This window comes from Leifsonia sp. YAF41, from assembly GCF_052113185.1.
GTDB lineage: Bacteria > Actinomycetota > Actinomycetes > Actinomycetales > Microbacteriaceae > Cryobacterium.
The window spans coordinates 87,374-109,673 of the sequence record NZ_JBFRCS010000001.1 but is presented as its reverse complement, the minus strand read 5'-3'; the positions used below and the strand labels follow the sequence as shown (position 1 = coordinate 109,673).

The following is a 22,300-nucleotide window of genomic DNA, read 5'->3' as shown; positions in this document are numbered from 1 at the left end:
CACCGGCCAATCACGGGGCTGATTGCCTCAGGCTGCCGGGCTGCGCACCCGTGTCGGTGGTACCCCCTAGCGTTGTTGTGTCTGACAGCGTCCCTTCCGTTTCACAGCCTTTTCAAAACCGTGAGGATTCCTTTTGGTTCTTGTTTCACTCGTTCTCAAACACGCCAAGCCCTATAAGGCCTGGATTGCGGCAGTCTTCGTGCTGCAACTCATCTCCACGATCGCCGCCCTCTATCTTCCGAGCCTGAACGCTCAGATCATCGACCAGGGCATCTCGACGGGCGACACCGAGTTCATCTGGTCGACCGGTATGACCATGCTGGTGGTCTGCCTGGTGCAGGTTGTCACAGCCATCGGCGGCATCTACTACGGTGCTCGCACCGCCATGGCGATCGGCCGTGATCTGCGTCGCGATGTCTACCGCAAGGTTGACTCCCTGAGCGCGCTCGAACTCGGCCGATTCGGCACTGCCACCCTGATCACCCGCGGCACCAACGATGTGCAGCAGGTGCAGATGCTCGTGCTGATGACGCTGAACTTCATGGTCTCCACCCCGATCATGTGCATCGGCGGCATCGTGATGGCACTGCGTGAAGACGCCGGGCTGTCGTGGCTGGTCTGGGTCTCCGTGCCTCTGCTCTTCCTGATCGTCGGCTTCCTGGTCTTCCTGCTCATGCCGTTGTTCCGCCTGATGCAAGACCGCATCGACGGCATTAACAGCGTGTTGCGCGAGCAGATCGTCGGCATCCGCGTTGTGCGTGCCTTCGTGCGTGAACCGTTCGAGTCGGAGCGCTACCGCACCGCCAACGAAAACCTCACCCGCGTGTCGGTGCGCGTCGGAAACATCTTTGTGCTGATGTTCCCCGTCATCATGATGGTGTTGCACCTCGCCACCGCCGCCGTGCTCTGGTTCGGCGGTCACCGGGTGGATGCCGGTGAGATGCAGATCGGTTCACTCACCGCGTTCCTGCAGTACCTTTTGCAGATTCTGATGGCCGTGATGATGGGCGTCTTCATGGTGATGATGATTCCGCGCGCCGTGGTCTGCGCCGAACGCATCCAGGAGGTGCTCGGCACCACGTCAAGCCAGCTGATTCCCGACGCGTCGGTGGACACCCCGACCGTGGGCAAGGTCGAGTTCCGCAACGTGACGTTCGGCTACCCGGGCGCTGAGCGTCCGGTTCTTGACAACATCAGTTTCACTGCGGAACCCGGCAAGACCACCGCGATCGTCGGATCGACGGGTGCCGGAAAGACATCCCTGATCAACTTGATCCCGCGTCTCTACGACCCGCAGCAGGGTGAGGTGCTGATCGACGGCGTTCCCGTCTCATCGCTCACCCGCGACCAGGTGTCGAGCGTCGTCGGCCTCGTCTCCCAGAAGCCCTACCTCTTCTCCGGAACGATCGCCTCCAACCTCCGCTTCGGCCGGTCCAGCGCGACAGACGACGACCTCTGGGAGGCGCTGAAAGTCGCCCAGGGCGAAGACTTCGTGCGCGATAAGGCGAAGGGACTCGACGACCCGATCTCGCAGGGCGGCACCAACGTGTCGGGCGGCCAGCGTCAGCGTTTGTGCATCGCACGAGCGCTCGTCGCCAAGCCTCGTGTCTATCTCTTCGACGACTCGTTCTCGGCGCTTGACGTGTCGACCGATGCCCGGTTGCGTGACGCACTCGGTGACGTGACCGGTGACGCCACCGTCATCATCGTCGCCCAGCGCGTTTCCTCGATCACCGACGCCGATCAGATTCTGGTCGTCGACGACGGAGTGATCGTGGCCCGCGGAACTCACGACGAACTCGTCGACAGTAATGAGACGTATCGCCAGATCGTCGAATCCCAGCTCAGCGTCCAGGAGGTGGCGTAGCCATGGCGAAACGCCCAAGCAAGAAGTCACAGGATGCCGCGGCAGTCGTCGCCGAGATCGACGCGCTCGAGGCCGATTTCGATTACACGCCCAGTGAGGCCGACGGCGACATGTTCGGCGGAGCCCCGGCGAAGAAGGCTCAGCATTTTTGGCCGTCGGCCAAGCGTCTGATCGGTCTGCTCCGTCCGGAACGCGCAAAGATGATTGTCGTTGTCGCCTTGGTGACGGTGTCGGTCGTGCTGACTGTTGTCGCACCGAAGATTCTCGGTCAGGCGATGGACGTCATCTTCAACGGCGTGATCGGCGCGCAACTGAAGCCTGGTTCGACTCTGCAGGAGACCATCGCGGGTCTGCGTGCCGCCGGCAACGACCAGTTCGCCGACATGCTGCAGGGCACCAATGTGGTTCCCGGACAGGGCATCCAGTTCGATGAGTTGGCGCGCCTGATCACGATCGTCCTAGCGCTCTACGTCGTTGCCTCGTTCCTCATGTGGGCTCAGGGTTACATTCTCAACGGCCTGGTCATGCGAGTGATCTACCGACTCCGCCAGAACATCGAAGAAAAGCTCAACCGCCTGCCACTGTCGTACTTCGACACGCGCCAGCGGGGTGACGTGATGTCCCGCGTCACGAACGACGTCGACAACATCCAACAGGCGTTGCAGCAGGCGTTCTCGCAGTTGGTGCAGTCGTTGCTGACCGTGATCGGTATCGGCGTCATGATGTTCATCGTGTCGTGGCAGCTCGCCTTGATCGCTTTGATCGCTCTGCCGCTCTCCGGCATCATCGCCGGCGTGATCGGTGTGCGTTCCCAGAAGCTGTTCGCCGCCCAGTGGAAGAACACCGGCGCGTTGAACGGCCACATCGAAGAGACCTTCTCTGGCCAGGAGATCGTGCGTGCCTTCGGTCGTGACCGCGAGATGCTCGAGGAGTTCGACAAACGCAACGACAAGCTGTTCGATGCCTCGTTCGGTGCACAGTTCGTCTCCGGCATGATCATGCCGGCGATGACGTTCGTCTCCTACCTCTCTTATGTGATGATCGCCGTGGCCGGTGGCCTGAAGGTGGCCTCTGGCCAGATGACGCTGGGTGATGCAACCGCATTCATTCAGTATTCGCGCGAGTTCTCGCAGCCGATCGGTCAGATGGCGGGCATGGCGAACATGCTGCAGTCGGGCGTCGCATCGGCCGAGCGCACCTTCGAACTGCTCGACGCCGACGAGCAGGAGGCCGAACAGGTCACCGCTCACCTGCCCGAGCGCACCGACGGTCACGTCGAGTTCGAGAACGTCTCGTTCAGCTACAGCCCGGAGAAGCCGCTGATCGACAGCCTCTCGTTCTCGGCGGAGCCCGGGCACACCGTGGCGATCGTCGGCCCGACCGGTGCCGGCAAGACCACCCTGGTGAACCTGGTGATGCGTTTCTACGAACTGACCGGCGGGCGCATTCTGCTCGACGGTGTCGACGTGACCTCCCTGTCACGGGCCGAACTGCGTTCGCAGGTCGGCATGGTGTTGCAAGACGCCTGGCTGTTCGAGGGCACCATTCGCGAGAACATCCGTTACGGCCGACTCGATGCGACAGATGAAGAAGTCGTGGCGGCGGCCCAGGCGACAATGGTCGACCGCTTCGTGCGCCAGCTGCCCGACGGCTATGACACAGTGCTCGACGGCGACGGCGGAAGCGTGTCGTCGGGTGAGCGCCAGCTCATCACGATCGCGCGGGCATTCATCGCCAACCCGTCGCTGCTGATTCTCGACGAGGCGACCTCATCGGTCGACACGCGCACCGAGGTGCTCGTGCAGCAGGCAATGGCGGCACTGCGCACCGACCGCACGTCGTTCGTGATCGCGCACCGTCTGTCGACGATTCGCGACGCGCACACCATCCTGGTGATGGAAGACGGCCGGATCGCCGAGCAGGGCAACCACGAGCAGCTTCTCAAGAAGCGCGGCGCGTACTACTCGCTCTACATGGCACAGTTCATGGGCGGCGAACCGGAGCAGGCGACGTCAACGGATGGCGCCGGCTACGTCGCTGAGGCGGCCGCAGTCGACAGCGCAGCGGTTGACAGCACCATGGATGGAGATCCCACCCTCGAGAGCGAGCCCGTTCCGACGAGCTAGTTCCGACGAGCTGGCCGAGCCAGCTCGAGCGCGAAACCCCACCTTTCGAGTTGCTCGGTCGGTGGGGTTTCGTCGTTCGGAGCGCTGAACGTCGTAGGCTGACCACACCCGGCTGACCGCCGACGAGGGGAGAGAATATGCCTGATGTGGGGTCCATCGCGATCGTCGCCCTCATAGCAGTGCTCGCCCCCATCGCCGCGGCGCTCATCGGCCGGGTGATCAAGATTCCCCTCGTCGTCTTCGAGATCGTGCTCGGGATGTTGGTGGGCCCGAGCATTCTGGGCTGGGTGCACCCCGACGGCTTCTTGACCGCGCTGTCGAACTTCGGACTCGTGATGCTGTTCTTCATGGCCGGAAACGAGATCAATTTCTCGCTGTTCAGCGGGCAGCTGGTGAAAAGAGCATCGTTCGGTTGGCTGATCTCCTTGGTGCTCGGCGTCGTCATCGGGATCGCACTCGCCGGCGGTTCACTCGACGGGGTGTACATCGGCATCGCACTGACCTCGACGGCCCTCGGCACGATCATGCCGATTCTGCGCGACACCGGAAACCTCACCACGCCATTCGGCCGGTCCGTGACCGCCGTCGGCGCAGTGGGGGAGTTCGGCCCGCTGCTGGCCATCTCGATCTTTCTCAGTGGGCGCCAGCCGGGCGTCGCAACACTTATCCTGCTCGCCTTCGTGCTGATCTCCGGCCTCGCGATCTGGTTCGCACTCCGTCGGCCTCATCAGCGGCTGAGCGAGCTCGTCAGAGCGTCCCTGCACACCAGCGGGCAATTCGCGGTACGTCTCGTGCTGCTCGTGGTGATCGCCCTCGTTGCACTCAGCATCGCGCTCGGGCTCGACATGCTGCTGGGCGCTTTCGCCGCCGGTATCCTGTCCCGGGCCTTGCTGAAGGATGTCGGTGAGGCCGACAAGGTAACCATCGAACGCAAGCTGGAAGCCATCTCGTTCGGGTTCCTGGTGCCGATCTTCTTCATTACGACGGGGATCACGTTCGACCTCGACTCGCTGATCTCTGACCCGCAGGCAGTGGTGTTGCTCCCGATCTTCCTGGTGCTTCTGCTGGTCGTGCGGGGCATTCCCGGCTCATTCGCCGCGCCGCCCGGCGCACCGTTTGCCGAGCGCCGCTCACTCGCCCTGTTCGCTGCGACCGGCTTGCCGATCATCGTCGCCGTGACGAACATCGCGCTCGACCAACACGCCATGGAGGCGGGAACCGCTGCGGCATTGGTCGGGGCGGGAATGCTCGCCGTCCTCCTGTTCCCGCTGCTTGCGCTGGTCGGCTCAAGCAAGCACGCGCATTTTGCCGCTGCGCTCCCGGAGTGAATGGCGCAGAATGAGGTCAATCGTCTGAAGGAGAAACAATGACCTCATCGGCAGACATCCTGGTCGACGGATTCGGCCGCATCCGTGATGTGGTGCAGGGCGTGGTCACCTCGCTCAGCCCGGAAGATCTTGCCGAGCGAGTCGATCCAGACGCCAACTCGATCGCCTGGCTCGTCTGGCATCTCACCCGTGTGCAGGACGACCATGTGGCCGACGTGGCCGACACCGATCAGATTTGGCTGGCCGAAGGCTGGAACGTCCGATTCGGCTTGCCTTTCCCGCGTCGGGCGACGGGTTATGCGCACTCGTCCGATGATGTCGGCCGGGTGACGGGGGTCTCGGCCGACCTACTCTGGGGATACCACGACGCGGTCTCCACCCGCACGATCGAATTCGTGAATCGGCAGACCGATTCCGACCTGGACCGCATCGTCGACAAGCGGTGGACTCCCGCCGTCACGCTTGGAGTACGGCTGGTGAGTGTGCTCGCCGACGATCTGCAGCACGCCGGGCAGGCTGCGTTCATCGCGGGAATGCTGGAGCGTCGTCGCCGTGGCTGAATCGTTTCGACCAACTGACGGAAAGACGGCGGCGGCATCCATAGCGCCACGTCGCGCCTGGACCGCATTGATCGTGTTGATGCTCGGCATGTTCATGGCGCTGCTCGACACCACGATCGTGAACGTCGCGCTTCCCACTATTCGCACGAGCCTGGATGCGTCGGAAGCAACGCTATCGTGGATCATCTCCGGTTATGCCCTCGCCTTCGGTCTCGCACTCATCCCGGCTGGTCGCATTGGCGATCGAATCGGACACAAATGGGTGTTCTTCACCGGTCTCGCACTCTTCACCACCGCGAGCTTCTTCTGCGGTCTCGCCCAGAACGACACGCAACTCGTGGTGTGGCGTGTCATCCAAGGTCTCGCCGGCGGAATCTTCGTGCCCGGAGTGACGGCCATGATTCAGCTGATGTTCCCGTTCAAGGTGCGGGGCAAAGCATTCGCGATCATGGGCGCCGTGATCGGCGTCTCCACCGCCATCGGCCCCATCCTCGGTGGTCTGATCATCGAGGCGTTCGGCGTCGAGAACGGCTGGCGACTCGTCTTCTGGGTCAACCTCCCGATCGGCGTTATCGCTCTGATCGCCGCGGCCATCCTGTTGCCGTCGGGTTCGGAGGGCTTGAGCAAGACGGGCAACGACTGGTTCGGGTTGCTCTTACTGTCTGCCGGGCTGATCGCGCTACTCGTTCCTCTGATCGAGGGTCAGGATGCGGGCTGGCCGGCCTGGACATACATCACACTTGTCGCCGGTGCTCTGCTGATCGTGGCGTTCGCCTTCTGGGAGCTGCGCGTGGCGAAAGCTGACGGCGTGCCACTGGTGCCCCCGCATCTCTTCACTCATCCGGCGTTCACCGGCGGCGTCATTCTGGCCCTGGTCTATTTCGCCGCCTTTACGAGTATCTTCTTCACCATTTCGATTCTGTGGCAGGCCGGCCTCGGTCATACTGCTCTCGAATCGGGTCTGGTGTCCGTGCCATTCGCGATCGGCAGCATCATCGGTGCGGCATTCAGCGACAGGCTGTCGCGCTTGCTCGGTCGCCGAGTGCTGGTGATCGGAACCGGCCTGCTCGCGATCGGCCTGATCTGGGTGTGGCTGGTGTTGCAGCTCACCCCGGCGAGCGACCTCACCGCGTGGGCGTTCCTCGTGCCCCTGTTCCTGGGCGGGCTCGGCAACGGCTGCTTCATCGCGCCCAATGCCCAGTTCATTGTGGCCACTGTCGACCGTTCAGAAGCGGGCGCCGCGAGTGGGGTGATCGGCGTGATGCAGCGCGTCGGCAGCGCCATCGGAATCGCCGTCATCGGCAGCGTGCTGTTCGGAACGTTGACCTTCACCGGCACGACGCCGACGGCGGTCGCCGACGCCTTTGCCTCAAGTGCCGCATCGGCCCTGGCCGTCAGCGCCGGGCTCAGCGTCGTGGCATTCCTGCTCGTCTTCGCCTTGCCAAAGAGAGTCACTCAGCAGGGCCGCTAACCGGGGGGGCGCGGACAGACAGGCGCAGTGCAGCTGCGACCGAGCCGGCGAGCGGCTGCCCGGCCTGCCTCGAAAAGTCGTTTGGACGCAATCCCGCCTTTGTCGGTTGCGGATGCTGTGAAACCACACGATTCTCGTTGCAGGTGCAAGCGCGCCGCCGTCGGCGTCGTGCGCGAGCTGCTCACTGGAAACCCCGCACCCGCGTCGAGGAAGAACTGACACCATGAAATCCCAACCGTCGTACGTCACCCAACTGATTCGGGTCTTCGTTCCGGTCGTTGTGATGCATGTCATCGGATTCGGTGTGTTCTTTGTGCTGATCGAGCCGCAGCACTTGAAGTTGGGTTCGTCGGTGTTCGGGGTGGGGATCGCCATCACGGCCTACATCCTCGGCGTCAAACACGCCTTCGACGCCGACCACATCGCCGCGATCGACAACACCACCCGCAAACTCGTCGACCTCAAGAAACCGGCGGCCGGTGTCGGACTGTACTTCTCCCTCGGTCACTCGACCGTGGTATTCCTGATGGCGGCGTTGTTGGCGCTCAGCGTCAGCTGGGCTGTCGACCTCGCGTCCGATGGCAACGGCATCCGCGACATGCTCGGGATCTTCGGCACCATGGTGTCCGGAGTATTCCTGCTGCTCATCGGCCTGATCAACGCGATCTCGTTCGTCGGGATCATGCGGGTCTGGCGACGCTCGAAAGACGGGGTGCTCAACGAGAAAGAGCTGGAGCGCCAGCTCGACGGGCGCGGCTTCGTCAGCAGACTCATCCGTCCGCTGATCAAATCGGTCGACCGGCCGGGAAAGATGTATCTTGTCGGGTTTCTCTTCGGCCTCGGCTTCGACACGGCCAGCGAGATCGCGCTGTTGGTCTTGGCCGGCACCGGCGCGGCAACCGGGCTGCCCTGGTATGCGGTGCTCTGCCTGCCGCTGATCTTCGCCGCCGGGATGAGCCTGTTCGACACCCTCGACTCGGCAGTCATGGTGAAGGCCTACTCGTGGGCCACGTTCAACCCCATTCGCAAGGTCTACTACAGCCTCACCGTGACGGGCATTTCAGTGATGGTGGCGGTGCTCATCGGGGGGATCGAGCTCATCGGCCTGCTCAACGAGAAGCTGGGCCTCAGCGACCCGCTGACCGGATGGATTGCAAGCATCGACCTCGAAAACGTGGGCTACATCATCGTGGGAGCTCTGATCGTCGCCTGGCTGGCCTCGACCGCGTATTGGAAGCTGGGCAAGGTTGAAGAACGGTGGGCCGGTCATCCGACCGCTGCGAAGTCGACTGCGGCGTCAGATCAATGAGGCCAGCCAGAGCCCGAGACCTGCTGCGCTGACCGCGAGCACCAGCATCCCGACGCCACTCGCCAGCGACCAGCCGTATCTGCCTTGCTTGATCAGTTGCACGGTCTCGTAACTCGCCGTGCTGAACGTCGTGTAACCGCCGAGGAATCCGGTGCCGATGACCACGTTCACGTCGGTCGGAAGCAGATGCGTCAGCGTCAGCCCGGTGATGAAGCCGAGCACGAGGGAACCTGACACGTTGATGATTGTGGTCGCCCACGGATACGCCGTCTTCATTTTTGCGCGCAGCAATCCGTCGAAGAGAAACCGTGTCGCTGCGCCGAGGCCGCCCGCGATGGCCAGGAGGAGAAAAATCAGGGGTGTCATCGGGCCACCGTTCCAACCGAGTCAGTGGCGGTGCGGCGGGAATTCATCTGAGCTGCAAGAACGATGCCGGCCCAGGTGGCGAATGCGCCGAGAATGACTGTGCCGAGGGCGTAGACGAACGCGAGACCGAGATGGCCGTTGGCGTTCAGTACCGCGGTGTCCGTGGCCAGCGAACTGTAGGTGGTGAAGCCGCCACAAAAGCCGGTGCCGAGCAGAAGCTTGAGGTTCTTCGCCCTGCTGTCGCCGTGGCCGAGCCTGGTCACCGCCTCGTAGAGGTAGCCGAGCAGAAACGCGCCGACGATGTTGACGATCGGGATCGCGATCGGCAGAGCGCCGAGGTCGGGGACGAGCAGCGAGACGACTTCCCGGGCTGATGCCCCGACTGCACCGCCCAGCGCCACCAGGCCGAGCGGACCCCACCGCAGGTGGCTCGGGCGCGTCGCAGCACTCATTGCTTCCACAGCATCGGTGACTCAATACCGGGGGTCCGGACTGGAATGACCACCACGGGGCGGTCCTGGTGATGCGCAAGCTGCACACCGATCGACCGGTTGAAGAACTCCTGGATGGTCCCGCTCACCGAGCTCTGATGGGCACCGACCACTATCATCGCCGCATCGACGGTGTGAGCAAGATGACCGAGGGCGCTGGACACGTCACCGGCGAGCACAAGCGTTCGCCAGGTGACGCCGGACTCCGCGAGCAAGGCGGAGAGGCCGGAGGCTAACTTCTCGTCGAAGATCTCTTCGCGAAGATCGGCAAAATCGGGATCGATGGGGGCCGAGCTGACGGCGCCGTCGGCCGCCTCCGACACCGCATAGCGGCCCGGGTTGACATGCGCGCAAATGAGCTCAGCATCGAACCGCCGGGCGAATTGGGCGGCGTGCAGAACGACGTGTGGCGGTTGACCGGGGGAGACTCCGACGATGACCGGGTGACCCGAGTGCTCGTTCGCTGTCATGGTTGGAGCCTATCGGCGTTCGCGTCGACCGCGGAAGCGAGTGCGGCGTGCTGCGACTGAGAGGGATGTGAAGTGATGCTCTCATCAGAACCACAACTCGAAGCCCTAAGGTCAAGCACTGTGAATGCTCCGAGATCGTCTGAAAGCAGTACCGTCGCACACGACGCGAATCTTCCCCTTCTATCTGAAGTCGCCAAGCTGCGCGAGGAGCTTTCCCGCTTCTTGATGCAATACAAATTCGGCATCGACGAAGTGCTGACGAAGATCACGATTCTGCAGGAAGAGTTTCTGCACCTGCACGAGCACAACCCGATCGAGCATGTGAACTCCCGGCTCAAGTCTCCGGAAAGCATCATCGGGAAGATCGGGAGGAAGGGGCTCGACCCCTCGTTCGATTCAATCCGCGAGGCCATCACCGATATCGCCGGCGTGCGGATCACCTGTAGTTTCATTACCGATGCGTACAGAGTCTTCGACCTGCTGACCCAGCAAAGCGACATCCGGGTGATTGAGGTCAAGGACTACATCAAGAATCCCAAGCCGAATGGCTACCGCAGCCTGCACGCGATCATCGAGATTCCGGTGTTCATGTCGGACCGGGTGGTACCGGTCACCGTCGAACTGCAGATTCGCACCATTGCAATGGATTTTTGGGCGAGCCTCGAGCACAAGATCTATTACAAGTACGACGGCCAGGTTCCTGCGGCACTTCTCGGGAGCCTGACCGAGACAGCCGACATCGCGGCCGACCTTGATCTGCGGATGGAACGCCTGCATCACGAGGTTCTCGCGTTGAACTCTGATCCGCTCGACGGCCAGATAGCCCTCGATCGAGGGGCGGCCACCACGGTCCCCGGCGGCAATGGGCCGCTCGATGACACCCTGGTGGTGCAGCTTCAGTCGCTGCGTTCGCTCTTCGGGTCTTCGGGTTCGGGCCCGGCGGCGCACTGATCGTGAACGAGTCAGCTGTTCCGGGCCGATAGCGCAGTGAGAAGCCGGATCGCCTGTTCCGCGTCGTCGGGATCGAGATCAGAGGCGAACTCGGCAAGCACGCGATTGCCGGCATCGACCACCGCACTGCCGCGCGGGGTGACCACCACCGTCTTCTCCCGGCGTGACAGGGGCGAGACCTCAACGGTGGCGTAGCCATCCTTCACTGCCGCTTCGACCTGACGGCTGACGCTGCTCTTGTTGAGCCCGAGTACCGCCGCGATCGCTTGTTGATTGAGCGGGTCGTTCGGGGACGACAGTGTGCACAGCAGGGTGTAGCTGGCGAGTGAGGCCTGGCAGTCAGCTTGAATGCGCTCGCCGATGGCGCGTTCGAGGGTGGCGACTGTGGTGCGCGCAGCGAGCCACAACTCGAGAAGCTGAGCGCTGGCATCCTGGGGGTCCGTCATGCGTCAAGTATCCACTAACATGAGTTGCGTAAGCAACTGTTGCTTACGCAACCAATGGAGTGATCAATGCATGTACTCATGGTCTTCGACCACCCGTACGGGGCCGCGGCGTTCGACAATGTGCCGAATCGCCGGAGTCTGTCGGCCGCAATGCTGGCCGCTGCGCAGGCCGGCCTGGACGCCGCCGGTCATTCCCACGACACGATTGACCTTGCTGCCGAAGGCTTTGACCCGGTGCTTTCGGCGGAGGATCTCCGCGCCTGGCGAACCGGTTCTCCTGCCCGGGCCGACGTCCTCGGCCTCCAGGATCGCCTGGCTGCCGCCGACCACATCGTCTTCGTTTTTCCCACCTGGTGGATGTCCATGCCGGCGGCGACAAAAGGGTTTCTCGACCGCGTGCTCACGCGCGGATTCGCTTTCGAAGAGCCACGACCGGGCGGAGCCCTCGTGCGCACCTTGCACCGTCTGCGCGGAGTGACGGTGATGACGGCGATGACGACTCCCGCCACCCTGTACGGCGTCTGGTTTGGACGACCGGCAGAGCGCATTCTGGCGCAGGGCACATTCCGTCTGATCGGGATCCGCCGGATACGATGGATCGCGATCGACCGTTCCACACAGCGCGGGCCCGCGCGTCGTGAACGGGCGCTGGCCCGCATCACCCGGCAATTCGCCGCACTGCGCTGAGCCGGACCGACACTGGTAACCAAGGAGAAGCGTGACTGAACTTACTGAGCTGACGGTGCCGCGCAAGCGCAACGTCAAAGACCTCACCGTCAGCATTGCTGCCCTCGAATCGGGCGATCAGATCAGCGCGACGTTTTTCACCGAGCGATTCGGCGCTTTCAACCTGAACGGCGAGGCGCGCTTGTCACCCGCGATCGGCACCTTCACCATTGCCGGCCGGGCCATCGAGCAGAGCTTGAAACCAGACAAGGCACTGCAGACCCTGGCGATCGTCCAGTCGGCATCGGGAGCCGACGATGTCGGCGACGTCGATTCAGGCGTCGATGATTCGGGCGTCGATGATTCAGACGTCAGTGATTCAGGCGTCGATGATGCAGGTGCCGTCGATCCGGAACTGCCGGTCGGCGATTTGAGCGCCGTCGCCGAACTCGGCCACGGTGACCTCGTCCGTGCGGTATTTGACGACCCCGCCTACGGAAACTTCACCGTGACCGGGGTGGCCGTGTTCTCCCGGGTGGGAACCATGTACCTCGTCGGGGAGTGGATTCTCGGCATCAACCAGGCGCCCGCGTCCCGCCTGCGCCAGATCGAGATCGTGGCACCGGCCGGAAGCCACCCGCACCCGGTTCCCACCACCATCACGAAGCTGGCCGACGAGGTCGAGTAGCCTCGCCCGCGTACCGTCACTGCCGTCGAATTGATGGATGCCGATCCCGGCCGACAAGCGTAATGTCGAAAGCGGAAACGTGCTCCGACACGCACGTGCTTCGGAGGTAAGTGTCATGACCCGGAAGTGGCTGCGCTGGTTACCGGCACTCGTCGTGCCGGCGGTGATCGGCGCCGGGATCGTCGTCGTACCGCTGATGGCCAATGCGGCGGTGTCGCTTCCGGACAAGACCCCGGCCGAGGTGCTGGAGATGGTCGGCGAGAGTTCGGTGACCGCGCTCTCCGGAACGGTCGAGCAGAGCTCACAGCTGGGGCTTCCCGAACTGCCGAAAGGGATGGCATCCGGGATCTCAGGGGACGCAGGCGATGCGAGCGCGGCATCCCTGATCGAACTGCTGACCGGCTCACACACCGCCCGGGTGTACCTGGACGGCCCGACGAAGGCCCGAGTTCAGGTTCTCGACGAACTCGCCGAACGCGATGCGATCCACAACGGCGGTGACGTCTGGATCTACGATTCGGCCCAGCAGACCGCGACACATCTGGCACTTCCGGCCGCGTCAGCAACCGAACAGGAGTCCAGTGCCGCTCCGGCACCGGGTGACGCTCTGACTCCGGCCCAGGTCGCCCAGAAGCTGCTCAACGCCGTCGAGCCCAGCACGACGGTCACGGTCGGCGCACCAGTCTCGGTCGCCGGTCGCTCTGCCTATACTCTGGTGCTCACCCCGCACAGCTCGGCGACCCTGGTCGATTCGGTCTCTGTGGCCGTCGATTCGGCCACCGGGTTGCCGCTGAAAGTGGATGTCCTGGCGCGCGGGCAGGCTCAGCCGGCCTTCGAGATCGCCTTCACCGAGTTGACGTTGGCGACGCCACCGGCCGAGTTGTTCACCTTCACCCCGCCACCTGGAGTGACCGTGAAGAACGTGACACTTCCCACCCGCCCCACGAATTCCTCGTCAGAGGGGGAGGCCGGTCCCGCACACACCGTCATCGGCAGCGGCTGGGAGTCAATTCTTGAGATGCCCGTTGGCGCACTGCCGGCGTCGGTGACCTCGTCGCCGCTCTTTGGCCTGACGACTCAATCGGTATCCGGCGGACGCAGCGTGTCGACCTCATTGGTCACCGCCCTGCTGACCGACGACGGCCGGCTGTTCGTCGGCGCAGTTCCGCTGAGCCAGCTGCAAGCCGCAGCCGCCGCTCAGTGAGCGGGCCTCTGTCGTCGACCGGGGCTCTACCGTCGATCGGGCCTCTGCAGTCGATCGGGCCTCTGGCATCGACCGACCTGGCAATCGAGACTCACTCCCTCACCAAACGGTTCGGCTCCCACGCCGCAGTCGACCAGATCGATCTCGCCGTCCCCCGAGGGGCGGTGTTCGGTTTTCTCGGACCCAACGGGTCGGGCAAGACGACGACCATCCGCATGATGCTTGGATTGGCGGCCGCGACGAGCGGGGAGATCTCCGTACTCGGGCAGACCATGCCGGACTCGGTGCATGCGGTTTTTCCACGGGTGGGCGCCCTCGTCGAGGGACCGGCCTTCTATCCGTTTCTCTCCGGGGCGGCGAACCTACGCCGTCTCGATTCAGCCGACCGGCACGCCCGCCCGCGCAGCAGAACCGCGCGCGTTGAGCACGCCCTGGAGCGGGTGGGACTGACCCACGCCGCCGGTAAGAAAGTGCGGGCCTACTCGCTCGGGATGAAGCAACGCCTCGGTATCGCCAATGCGTTGCTCGGCCCGCGCGACCTGCTCGTGCTCGATGAGCCGACAAACGGGCTCGACCCGCAGGGAACGCGCGAGGTGCGGAGCCTCATTCGTTCCCTTGCCGCCGACGGAACAACAGTCTTCGTTTCGAGTCATCTCCTGGCCGAGATCGAGCAGATCTGCACCCACGCCGCCGTGATGAGCGCCGGTCGTCTTGTTGCACAAGGCACGCTCTCGCAACTGCGTCAGGGTGGGCAGAGCCGGGTGCGGGTGAACACTCCGGATGTCGCCGCGGCGCTGGGGGTGTTGGCCGGACTCGGGCTCACCACCGACCCGGTCGCTCCAGCGGCCAGCTCTGCGGGCAGTGTTGCGATGAAGTCTGCAGCGCCGGTCCCCGATTCGACCGCAGCCGGCGCCTCGACCGGTGCGATGGTCAGCGCAATCCTGGATGACGGCAACGCGCTGCTTCCCGAGGCCATCGTCGCCGCCCTCGTGATCGGCGGGGTGCGGGTGCGCGGTTTCAGCATCGACGGCGCCAGCCTCGAAGACCGTTTCGTTGAACTCACGGGGGAAGGATTCGACATTGTCAACTGACGAATCTCTCCTTCCCCCGTCGACTCTGCCCGGCTCACCCGTCGACCGGGACCGCGACAGGCGCAGCCGCCCGACCTGGGGAGGCGCCCTGCTCGCCTCGGAGCTCAGCGTCTTATTTCGTCGTTGGCGCACCTGGGCGATGCTCGCCGCACTCGCGGCGATCCCCATTCTCATCGCTGTCGCCGTGAGGGCGACCTCCGACTCCCGACCGAGCGGTCGCGGTCCCGCTTTTCTCGACCAGATCACCCAGAACGGACTTTTCGTCGGGGTGACGGCGCTCATCGTGTCGATTCCGCTCTTTCTGCCGTTGACGATCGGTGTCGTCGCGGGCGACACCATCGCCGGAGAGGCCAGCCTCGGGACCCTGCGCTACCTACTGATCAGCCCGGCCGGGCGCATCCGGCTGCTCGTCGTGAAGTATCTCGGCGCCGCGGCCTTTTGCCTCGTCGCAACTCTGACCGTTGTCGTGGTGGGCACGCTGATCGGAACCGTGCTGTTTCCGGTCGGACCGGTGACGCTGCTCTCCGGCACGACGGTCGGGGTGGGGGAGTCGCTGCTCCGGCTCGCACTGATTGCCGGTTTCGTCACTGTGTCGTTGCTCGGGCTCTCCGCCATCGGCTTGTTCATTTCGACGCTGACCGATGTTCCGGTGGGCGCGATGGCTGCGACGATCGTGCTCTCGGTCACGTCCCAAGTGCTTGACGCATTGCCGCAACTCGACTGGTTGCACCCCTGGCTGTTCAGTCACTACTGGCTCGGGTTCGCCGATCTGCTCCGCGACCCGATCAGCTGGGTTTCCTTCGGCGACAACGCATTGCTGCAGCTCGGCTACCTGGCGGTCTTTGGAACGGCGGCGATCGCTCGGTTCGTGACGAAGGACATCCTCTCGTAGCGTGCTACTCGACGCTTGGCGCGTGAGCTTTCAACTCGATGTCTTCGACCCGGGCGCGCGGCATCGCGAGCACGGCGAAGAGTGTGAAGAGAGTGCAGATCAGCACCGCGAGAAAGACTGCGGTGCCGGCCTGGGTGACGACATCGGGATCGTGATGCCCGTCGGGTACCGCGGAGAAGATGGAGTTGGCGATCGCACCGAAAATGGCGACACCCAGTGCGCTGCCGATCGATCTGGCGAACATGTTGGTGCCGGTGACCACGCCACGCTCGTTCCACCTCACGCTCGATTGAGCGGCGATCAAGGCGGGAGTGGCGACGAGGCCGAGACCCAGCCCGACCACGAAACAGCTCACGGCGACGATGAAAAGCGACGGATGCCGGCCGAACACGGCGAGCGTGAGGGCGCCGACGATCGTGATGCTCATTCCGAGGAGCGCGGTGGTGCGAAAACCGATGCGGAGGTAGAAGCGGCCTGACAGCGTGGCCGAGATCGGCCAGCCGATCGTCAGAGCGGCGAGGGCCAGCCCGGAGACCAGGGGAGTCACTCCGAGAGCGCCTTCCAGATAGGTCGGCACGTAGGAGGTGAGACCGATCAGCACGGCGCCGACGCCGAGACCGACGAGCGTCGTGGTCAACAGGAGTCGGCGGGAGAAGACCCAGAGCGGCAGGATCGGCTCTGCGGCATGACGCTCGACGACAATGAAAGCGGTGAGCAGAACTGCTCCGAGTGAGAAGGCGACGATGCTTTGAATCGAGTCCCACTCCCACGCCTGCCCGCCTTCGAGCACGGCCAGGATGAGCGCGGTGAGGCCGAGAGTGAGGAGCGCTGCCCCGGCGTAGTCGACGCGGTGCGTCCGCCGCTCGATGGTCTCGTGGAAGAAGCGGGTGAGCATCCACCCGGCGAGCAGGCAGAGCGGAACATTGACGAAGAAGATCCACCGCCAGGAGAGAAACTCGGAGAAAACGCCACCGAGTGTCGGTCCGACCACGGACGACACCGCCCAGACGCTGGCGAGGTAGCCCTGGACCTTGGCGCGCTCGGCGACGGTGTAGATGTCTCCGGCAATGGTGATCGCCATCGGTTGCACCGCGCCGGCGCCGAGGCCCTGGAGGGCGCGAAAGGCGATGAGCGCCGGCATGCTCCAGGCGAATCCACAGAGGATTGAGCCCAGAAGGAAGAGTCCGACTCCGATCAGAATGATCGGTTTGCGGCCGACGACGTCGGACAGCTTGGCGTAGACCGGCACGGTGACGGCCTGGGCGAGAAGATAGACGGAGAAGAGCCACGGGAATGCGGCGAATCCGCCCAGATCGGCCACGATCGACGGCACGGCCGTGGCCAGAATCGTCGAATCGATCGCGACGAGACCGGTCGTGACCATGAGCGAGATCAGAATGGGTCCGCGCTCTGACCGAAACCCGACTCCCGTCGCGACAGACATCGATCCCCGTTTCTGACACGCGCACCATCCTGCGCGCACCGACTCTGAGTTCAACTCTGGCGCATCAGAATCATTCCCGACGACAGGTCCGAACGAGAAATCTCCCTGCGGCCAGGTCTGTTCTGTCTGGTCATGCGCGGTTACTCTGGGCTGGACATCCGCCCGGTGCGCGACGCAACTCAAAGGAGATCCTGATGCAAACGATCACCCCCTATCTCTGGTTCGACACGCAGGCTGAAGAAGCGGCGAACTTCTACGTGTCGGTCTTCAAGAACTCGAAGATCGTCACCGTGTCGCGCTACGGCGAGGGTGCGCCGGTTCCGGCCGGAACCGCGATGGGTGTGAGTTTCGTGCTCGACGGCCTGGAACTCAACGCCTTCAACGGCGGGCCGATGTTCACGTTCAACGAGGCGATTTCGCTCTATGTCAACGCCGAGACGCAGCCGGAGATCGACGAATTGTGGGAGAAGCTCACCGCCGATGGCGGCGAGCCGAGCCAGTGCGGCTGGTTGAAAGACAGGTACGGTCTGTCGTGGCAGATTGTGCCCCCGGTGTTGCCGCAGCTGCTGAGCGACCCGAATCCCGAGATCGCCGGCCGGGTGATGCAGGCGATGCTGGGCATGGGAAAGCTCGACATTGCCGGGTTGCAGGCTGCAGCCGCCGGCTAGCCCGCCTGAACCGCTACGCCGCCTGAGCCGCTACGCCGACTGAGCCGCGAGCTCGACGGTGCCCAGCGACTCGATCTGTTCGATCGCCGAGTCGAGAATTGCGACGGCCTCGGTGGGGTTGATGCGGGCCAGGAGCAATGCACTGGTTGACAGTGAGGTGAGCAGGCGAGCCTGGATGTCGACCGCTGGGAGTGTGAGCGCAATGGACGGGCGACTGAGCGCGCGTGCGAGCGCCGCGCTGAGTTCCAACCGGTACTGCTCGACGACGGCACGGAGCGCGTCATCGCGGCCGGCGAGCCCCGCCGCACTGTTCACCAGGAGGCATCCGCGTTGTGTCGCGCCGTCCTTCAGCGCCACCACGGCGGCACCGAGACCCGAGAAATAGGTGATGAGGGCGGTGCGGCCATCTGGTTCCGCATCGAGAACCTGCAAGCGCGGGCGGATGACCGTCTCCAGGTAGTCCTGCACCGCCGCATCGAAGAGCCCTCGTTTACTTTCGAAGGCGTTGTACATGCTCGACCGGTTGAGTCCGGTGGCGCGTTCGAGATCACTGAGCGAGACGCTGTCGTAGCCCTTGTCCCAAAACAGATCGCGTGCGGCCTGAACGACGGTCGTTGTGTCGAATGCCTGGCTGCGACCCATGGTGTTCCTTCGTTTTGTGTACTGATCGTTTCACTATTATAGTGGAACGATCGGTTCAGAATACTCCATCCGCGCCGCCTGGCACGGCTACCCGAATGGAGCACCGATCTCAGCGCCGTCATTCACCGTCGAGTGAGGCAGTCATCATGTGATCTCACCCCACTCGAAAGGTTCATCCCGTCATGTCGATTCCTTCCCTCAGTACTCAGATTCAGCTCGTCAATCGCCCGGTCGGATGGCCGGAACACACCGACTTCCGCACCGTGAGCATCGATCTGCCACCCCTGGAAGACGGTCAGGTGCGGGTTGCCAATGAGTTCCTCTCCGTCGACCCCTACATGCGTGGCCGGATGAACGACGTCAAGTCGTACACGCCGCCGTACGCACTCGGCGACACGATGAAGGGTGGTGCTGTCGGCCGGGTCGTCGCCAGTGCCTCCGCGTCAGTGAAGGTCGGCGATGTCGTCGTTCACGATCACGGATGGCGCGACCTGGTGCAGGAGGACGCCGCCGGTTTCCGCGTCGTTCCTGAAATCCCCGGAGTTCCCCTTTCGGCCTCGCTCGGTGTGCTCGGACTGACCGGGTTCACCGCATACGTCGGTCTGCACGACGTGGCACAGATCAAGGCGGGCGACACCGTGTTCGTTTCCGGCGCGGCCGGCGCAGTCGGAACCATGGTCGGCCAGATCGCCCGTCTCGCCGGCGCGAAGCGCGTCATCGGTTCAGCCGGCTCGGCCGAGAAGGTCGCGCTGCTCACTTCGAAGTACGGCTATGACGCGGCGTTCAACTACAACGACGGTCCCGTGCTGGAGCAGCTCCAGGCCGCGGCACCCGACGGCATTGATGTCTACTTCGACAACGTCGGGGGAGAGCACTTGGAAGCCGCCCTCGCGACATTCAATGATGGCGGACGGGCCGCTCTGTGCGGCGCCATCTCCCAGTACAACAGCACCGAACCGGCGGTCGGGCCCCGCAACATGGTGAACATGATCGCGCGCGGTCTCACCCTGACCGGCTTCACCGTCGGCGGATACGTCCACCGCTTCCCGGCATTCGCAGCCGACATGGCCGGCTGGCTCGGAGCAGGCGAGATCGTCTACGACGAGACGGTCGTCGACGGGATCGAGAACTCAGTAGACGCTTTCCTGGCGCTCATGCGCGGGGCGAACACCGGCAAGATGGTCGTCAAGATGGCGCCACTTTCCTAATACAGCCCTCCAGCACAGTGAGACAGCCCCGATACGCAGATCGCGTATCGGGGCTGTGTCAGTTGGTCTCGGCAGTCAGGGCGAGGTAGTGTCTGCGGGTCGGCTCGTCGAGGTGCTCGATCGCGAAGCGAAGCGAGACACGGGTCATGGCCGGGGCCTTGCGGTCGAGAAATGCGAGCAGTCGGTCACGGTCCTTATCGCCCGCCGAACGCAGCACCGCGCCGATGGGCTTCCGCACCAAGTCTTCGGGGTCGTCGAGGAGCCGTTCGGCGATGGCGTAGGCGTCGTCGAGTTCGCCGCGGCGCACGAAGGCAAGCGTCGCGAGCATTGCCGTTCGACGCTGCCAGATCGACTCCGACTCGGCCAGACGATAGAGCACTGCGCGGGGGTGATCGCGCAGCCAGCCGCCGACAACGTCCCACGCTCCGAGGTCGACGAGATCCCAGTTGTTGATGCGGTCGTGTCGCTGCAGGTAGAGCTCATAGAGCTTCCGCCGCGTCTCTTCGTCGGCCTTCCTGGCCCGGTTCGCCATGATGCGGAGCGCGCCGGCCCGTGCCTCGTGGATGTCCTCCTCGAGCAGTGCCTCAATCTCATCGATGGGCAGCGCCGCAAAATCAACGGCGAGGGCGAACACTCTGCCCATCCGCACGCCGATGAAACGGTCGCCCTCTGCGTCCTCTCCGACGCCGAGTGTGAAGTACCTGCTGTACTTCACGAGTTCGGCGTCGGACTGCTCGCGCCAGAGCGCCGCGACGAAGGCCGAAGCGGTGAGATGCGGCCCGGGTTCGACGCGTTCGTCACCCATGTGCTGCATTCTGCCGCTGAAAGCTAGTGCCCGGAAGGAACCATCTCGTGTGCCGGGTCGACGACCGGCTTGGTGATGAAGAACGATGCGACGACGGCAAAGAGCGAGATGATCGCCCCGCACAGGAATGCCGACTGAATGCCGCCGGCAGTCGCGCTCGTCACGGAGAGACCTTCGCCCTGCAATGCCAGCATCTGAGTGGACATGACCGCCACGAACAGTGCGGTTCCGACGGCGCCGGCAAGCTGCTGAACTGTGCCGACGATCGCGCTGCCGTGCGAATACAGTGACGGACGCACCGAGCCGAGGCCCGCAGTGAACAACGGGGTGAACATCAAAGCGAGACCAATGCTCAGAGTGATGTGCGCGACCAGAACCAGAGCGAAGGGAGTGTGCTCAGTCATCAGGGTCATCGACCAAATCACTCCGCTGACGATGATGGAACCCGGAATCAACAGCATCCGCGGTCCCACCCGGTCATACAGGCGGCCAACGATCGGGCCGAGCAGACCCATGACCAGGCCACCCGGCAGCATGAGCAAGCCCGTGACAACAGGCTCGAGGCCCAACACGGTCTGCAGGTAGATCGGCAGCATGATCAGGATGCCGAAGAGCGCCATCATGCTCACGAACATCATCACGATCGACACGGTGAACGTGGTCGACGTGAACGTGCGCAGGTCGAGCAGGGCACGGTCGGTTTTCTGCAGAGAAAGCTGACGTAAAACGAAGGCGATCAATCCGAGGATGCCGACAACGAGAGGGATCCAGCCGGGTACGGCGCCGTCTCCTGCCGGGGCACCCAGGGTGCTCAGGCCGTAGATCAGTCCACCGAAGGCAAACACGGAGAGAATCACGGAGAATACGTCGACGGGCACCTTGCGCGGGGTCGTCACGTTCTCAATGCGGGCGGCTCCGAGAATGAGGGCGCCGATTGCGATCGGAAGAACGAGCCAGAACATCCAGCGCCAGTCCAACACGCTGAGGATCAATCCGGAGATGGTCGGACCGATCGCCGGCGCGACCGACATGACGATAGCGATGTTTCCCATGGTGCGACCGCGGGAGGCGGCCGGCACCAGTGTCATCACCGTCGTCATCAGCAGCGGCATCATGATCGCGGTTCCGCCGGCCTGCACGATGCGTCCGAGCAGAAGAACTTCGAAGCCAGGGGCCATCGCCGAGATCAGAGTGCCGAGGCTGAACAGCGTCATGGCTGCGATGAAGATGGGGCGGGTGTTGAAACGCTGCAGGAGGTAACCGGTGATCGGAATCACGACCGCCATCGTCAACATGAATGCAGTGGTGAGCCACTGCGCCGCGGTGGCAGGGATCTGCAGATCGGTCATCAACTTGGGCAACGCGACGCCCATGATCGTCTCATTGAGAATGACCACGAATGCTGAGACGAGAAGCAGCGAAATCACGCGGCTGTTGCGGCGGGCCGTCTGCGGGTCTTCGGGGAGATCCGCGATGGGGCGGGGAGGGGCGGGCAGGGTGGCTTCGGTCACGCAAGAGTCCTGTCAAAACGGTCAAACTGAAAGTAGTGGCCGCGGTGGCGACATTCCAAGCTAACGGTCAGGAAGAGTTCACTATTCCACGACGCC

The 22,300-nt window shown here is 63.7% G+C and carries 22 protein-coding genes; 14 read left to right on the top strand and 8 right to left on the bottom strand.

Annotation, left to right across the window (positions count from 1 at the left end; all coding sequences use genetic code 11):
• The first annotated feature begins 133 nt into the window (after positions 1-133).
• The 6 genes from AB4Y63_RS00540 (at position 134) to AB4Y63_RS00515 (ending at position 8,661) form a co-directional block, all read left to right on the top strand.
• Positions 134-1,867, top strand: a complete 1,734-nt coding sequence (locus AB4Y63_RS00540; protein ID WP_441789072.1) for an ABC transporter ATP-binding protein — start codon at positions 134-136, stop codon at positions 1,865-1,867.
• Between the two features lie 2 nt (positions 1,868-1,869).
• Positions 1,870-3,993: an ABC transporter ATP-binding protein gene (locus AB4Y63_RS00535; RefSeq protein ID WP_441789071.1), complete on the top strand. Its 2,124-nt coding sequence runs from the start codon at positions 1,870-1,872 to the stop codon at positions 3,991-3,993.
• Between the two features lie 137 nt (positions 3,994-4,130).
• Entirely contained in the window at positions 4,131-5,321 is a 1,191-nt protein-coding gene (locus AB4Y63_RS00530; RefSeq protein WP_441789070.1) for a cation:proton antiporter, read from the top strand.
• A gap of 38 nt (positions 5,322-5,359) precedes the next feature.
• Positions 5,360-5,881: a mycothiol transferase gene (locus AB4Y63_RS00525; RefSeq protein ID WP_441789069.1), complete on the top strand. Its 522-nt coding sequence runs from the start codon at positions 5,360-5,362 to the stop codon at positions 5,879-5,881.
• Entirely contained in the window at positions 5,874-7,352 is a 1,479-nt protein-coding gene (locus tag AB4Y63_RS00520) for a DHA2 family efflux MFS transporter permease subunit (protein ID WP_441789068.1), read from the top strand. Before AB4Y63_RS00525 ends, AB4Y63_RS00520 begins: the two co-directional genes overlap by 8 nt.
• 223 nt (positions 7,353-7,575) lie before the next feature.
• Positions 7,576-8,661, top strand: a complete 1,086-nt coding sequence (locus AB4Y63_RS00515) for a HoxN/HupN/NixA family nickel/cobalt transporter (protein ID WP_441789067.1) — start codon at positions 7,576-7,578, stop codon at positions 8,659-8,661.
• Here AB4Y63_RS00515 and crcB read toward each other — a convergent pair.
• From crcB to AB4Y63_RS00500, 3 genes are read right to left on the bottom strand one after another with little or no spacing between them, the layout of a single operon-like run.
• The gene (gene crcB, locus AB4Y63_RS00510; RefSeq protein ID WP_441789066.1) at positions 8,650-9,027 is read right to left on the bottom strand and encodes a fluoride efflux transporter CrcB; all 378 of its coding nucleotides are present in this window, start codon (positions 9,025-9,027) and stop codon (positions 8,650-8,652) included. The two genes, AB4Y63_RS00515 and crcB, sit on opposite strands and share 12 nt — an antisense overlap.
• On the bottom strand, positions 9,024-9,479 hold the full coding sequence (locus tag AB4Y63_RS00505; RefSeq protein WP_441789065.1) for a fluoride efflux transporter FluC: 456 nt from the start codon (positions 9,477-9,479) through the stop codon (positions 9,024-9,026). Before AB4Y63_RS00505 ends, crcB begins: the two co-directional genes overlap by 4 nt.
• Positions 9,476-9,988 carry a universal stress protein gene (locus tag AB4Y63_RS00500; RefSeq protein WP_441789064.1) on the bottom strand — a complete coding sequence of 171 codons (513 nt, stop codon included), beginning with the start codon at positions 9,986-9,988 and terminating at the stop codon, positions 9,476-9,478. The genes AB4Y63_RS00505 and AB4Y63_RS00500 overlap by 4 nt, the downstream gene beginning before the upstream one ends.
• Before the next feature lie 75 nt (positions 9,989-10,063).
• Between AB4Y63_RS00500 and AB4Y63_RS00495 the strand changes: the two genes are divergently transcribed.
• Entirely contained in the window at positions 10,064-10,939 is an 876-nt protein-coding gene (locus AB4Y63_RS00495; protein ID WP_441789063.1) for a GTP pyrophosphokinase, read from the top strand.
• An 11-nt stretch (positions 10,940-10,950) separates the two neighbouring features.
• On the opposite strand, the gene AB4Y63_RS00490 is transcribed toward AB4Y63_RS00495, so the two are convergent.
• A complete protein-coding gene (locus AB4Y63_RS00490; RefSeq protein ID WP_441789062.1) occupies positions 10,951-11,385 on the bottom strand; it encodes a MarR family winged helix-turn-helix transcriptional regulator in 435 nt (144 codons plus the stop codon).
• A gap of 66 nt (positions 11,386-11,451) precedes the next feature.
• Between AB4Y63_RS00490 and AB4Y63_RS00485 the strand changes: the two genes are divergently transcribed.
• The 5 genes from AB4Y63_RS00485 to AB4Y63_RS00465 all read left to right on the top strand — a co-directional run bounded on the left by AB4Y63_RS00485 (position 11,452) and on the right by AB4Y63_RS00465 (position 15,926).
• Positions 11,452-12,072 carry an NAD(P)H-dependent oxidoreductase gene (locus AB4Y63_RS00485; protein WP_441789061.1) on the top strand — a complete coding sequence of 207 codons (621 nt, stop codon included), beginning with the start codon at positions 11,452-11,454 and terminating at the stop codon, positions 12,070-12,072.
• 31 nt (positions 12,073-12,103) lie between these two features.
• Positions 12,104-12,739, top strand: a complete 636-nt coding sequence (locus AB4Y63_RS00480) for a hypothetical protein (protein WP_441789060.1) — start codon at positions 12,104-12,106, stop codon at positions 12,737-12,739.
• Between the two features lie 115 nt (positions 12,740-12,854).
• Entirely contained in the window at positions 12,855-13,943 is a 1,089-nt protein-coding gene (locus AB4Y63_RS00475) for a LolA family protein (protein WP_441789059.1), read from the top strand.
• Positions 13,944-13,987: 44 nt separating this feature from the next.
• Complete coding sequence (locus AB4Y63_RS00470) at positions 13,988-15,034, top strand: ATP-binding cassette domain-containing protein (protein ID WP_441789326.1); 1,047 nt, start codon at positions 13,988-13,990, stop codon at positions 15,032-15,034.
• A 25-nt stretch (positions 15,035-15,059) separates the two neighbouring features.
• On the top strand, positions 15,060-15,926 hold the full coding sequence (locus AB4Y63_RS00465; RefSeq protein WP_441789325.1) for an ABC transporter permease: 867 nt from the start codon (positions 15,060-15,062) through the stop codon (positions 15,924-15,926).
• Positions 15,927-15,930: 4 nt separating this feature from the next.
• Here AB4Y63_RS00465 and AB4Y63_RS00460 read toward each other — a convergent pair whose 3' ends face one another.
• Positions 15,931-17,370: an MDR family MFS transporter gene (locus tag AB4Y63_RS00460; protein ID WP_441789058.1), complete on the bottom strand. Its 1,440-nt coding sequence runs from the start codon at positions 17,368-17,370 to the stop codon at positions 15,931-15,933.
• A 194-nt stretch (positions 17,371-17,564) separates the two neighbouring features.
• Here AB4Y63_RS00460 and AB4Y63_RS00455 point away from each other — a divergent pair, with 194 nt between their 5' ends.
• On the top strand, positions 17,565-18,038 hold the full coding sequence (locus tag AB4Y63_RS00455; protein WP_441789057.1) for a VOC family protein: 474 nt from the start codon (positions 17,565-17,567) through the stop codon (positions 18,036-18,038).
• Between the two features lie 30 nt (positions 18,039-18,068).
• Here AB4Y63_RS00455 and AB4Y63_RS00450 read toward each other — a convergent pair whose 3' ends face one another.
• Entirely contained in the window at positions 18,069-18,680 is a 612-nt protein-coding gene (locus AB4Y63_RS00450) for a TetR/AcrR family transcriptional regulator (RefSeq protein WP_441789056.1), read from the bottom strand.
• A gap of 182 nt (positions 18,681-18,862) precedes the next feature.
• Here AB4Y63_RS00450 and AB4Y63_RS00445 point away from each other — a divergent pair, with 182 nt between their 5' ends.
• On the top strand, positions 18,863-19,888 hold the full coding sequence (locus AB4Y63_RS00445) for an NADP-dependent oxidoreductase (protein WP_441789055.1): 1,026 nt from the start codon (positions 18,863-18,865) through the stop codon (positions 19,886-19,888).
• 58 nt (positions 19,889-19,946) lie between these two features.
• Here AB4Y63_RS00445 and AB4Y63_RS00440 read toward each other — a convergent pair whose 3' ends face one another.
• Both AB4Y63_RS00440 and AB4Y63_RS00435 read right to left on the bottom strand, forming a co-directional pair.
• A complete protein-coding gene (locus AB4Y63_RS00440) occupies positions 19,947-20,693 on the bottom strand; it encodes a DNA alkylation repair protein (protein WP_441789054.1) in 747 nt (248 codons plus the stop codon).
• Between the two features lie 23 nt (positions 20,694-20,716).
• Complete coding sequence (locus AB4Y63_RS00435) at positions 20,717-22,204, bottom strand: MDR family MFS transporter (protein ID WP_441789053.1); 1,488 nt, start codon at positions 22,202-22,204, stop codon at positions 20,717-20,719.
• Positions 22,205-22,300: the final 96 nt, after the last annotated feature.